At 35.8% G+C, this 1,538-nt stretch carries 2 protein-coding genes; both read left to right on the forward strand.

Going from position 1 to position 1,538, the window contains the following annotated elements; all coding sequences use genetic code 11:
* Positions 1 to 363, forward strand: a 363-nt coding sequence (locus BLR79_RS08705) for an LPXTG cell wall anchor domain-containing protein (RefSeq protein WP_143338848.1), incomplete at its 5' end; no start/stop codon positions are given.
* Between the two features lie 334 nt (positions 364 to 697).
* Entirely contained in the window at positions 698 to 1,396 is a 699-nt protein-coding gene (locus BLR79_RS08710; protein ID WP_092087056.1) for an LPXTG cell wall anchor domain-containing protein, read from the forward strand.
* Positions 1,397 to 1,538 lie beyond the last annotated feature (142 nt).

The raw sequence follows: 1,538 nt of genomic DNA on the forward strand, positions 1-1,538 counted from the left end.
ATTACAGGCGAGAAGCCAAACAAGGGTCAAGTTTCTGACACCATTACAGGTGAGAAGCCAAATAAAGGTCAAGTCTCTGACACCATTACAGGCGAAAAGCCAAACAAAGGCCAAGTCTCTGATACGATTACAGGTGAAAAACCGGCAGACAAACAAGATGATACAAAAGAAGAAGTAAACAAAGAAGCTAAAGATGAAGTAGTTAAAGAAGAAAAAACTGCAAGCAATCCAGCTATTGCTCAAGATTCAGGTAAAGAAACATTACCTGAAACGGGTGAAGCTGAGAACTTTGCGGTATTCGGTATGGCTGCTTTATCAGTTTTAGCAGGTGTAGGCTTAGTTACTCGTCGTAAAGAAAATTAATATCTACTATATAATAATAATAGCGCGTCGTTATTGATGCGCTATTTTTATTAGGTGACCTTTCGGAAAGAATTCTTAAAAAACTTTATAAAAAGCTTGCTTTTTAAACATATTGTTGTAATATAGTTATAAATCGATTAAAGAATGTTTTAATTGATTGCTAGATACCTTTAGTAATTGCTCGTTTTCTTTCTAAGAGCTTAATTTTTTTCATTTCTATTGTGAATAAAATAATTTTTCACTCTAGTCTGATAGCTTTTTGAGTTTTTAGAAATATACGTGCAATATTAAAGAGATAGCTTTAAAACACTATACTTAAAGGAGATAGAGATACATGAAGAAAACATTACTATACTCAGCGGCATTAGCGTTATTACTACAAGGGCCAGCTGTTTTAGCAGCAGAACAAGCAGATACTATTTCAGCAACAGATAACCCAGAGGCAAGCTTAGAGCTTCCGAAAGACGAAGACGCTCCGGCAGTTTCAGAAAATGTTGATGCTAACGATGCAGATGCTGAGGTTGATGCAGAAGTAAGTGAAGAAAACGCAGAAGAATCAGCAGACGAGGAAGTTTCTGAAGAAAAAGAAGAAACAGTAGTTAAGGCTGAAAAAGCAGAAGAGAAAGAGGAAGAAAAAGAATTAGATCAAGAAGCTCCTCTTGTTACAAAAGGTTATGAAGATAAAGCAGATGCTATTCGTCAAGCAGAAGAATTCGTACATAACATTAACGGATACATCATTACACAAGCTGCAGATGGCAAATGGTACATTACTTTAACAACTGCAGAAGGTAAAACAGAAGGCCAAGGCGAAGACCAAAAAGAATTAGATCAAAAAGAGATCGATGACGCTTTAGGTAAAGAAGAATCTTCAGATGTTGAAGTAAGTGAAGTAGTTGCACCAGCTAAACCAGCAGGTAAAGAGTTACCAAACACTGGTGAAGTTGCAAGTATGACTGCACTATTTGCAGGACTATTAGGTTCAACAGGTTTAGGAACAGTGTTCATCAACCGTCGTCGTCAAAATAAATAATTAAAATAACGACTTAAAGAGCGTATCTTCATTGATATGCTCTTTTCCTTGAGTTGTAAAGTTAAATGCAACACTTTCTGTTACATGATTCGATGAACTTAAAATCTCTTTACTTCTTCCCCTAGGAGAAGAAAAATTTTAA

This window comes from Dolosicoccus paucivorans (assembly GCF_900100125.1).
GTDB classification, from domain to species: Bacteria; Bacillota; Bacilli; order Lactobacillales; family Aerococcaceae; genus Dolosicoccus; species Dolosicoccus paucivorans.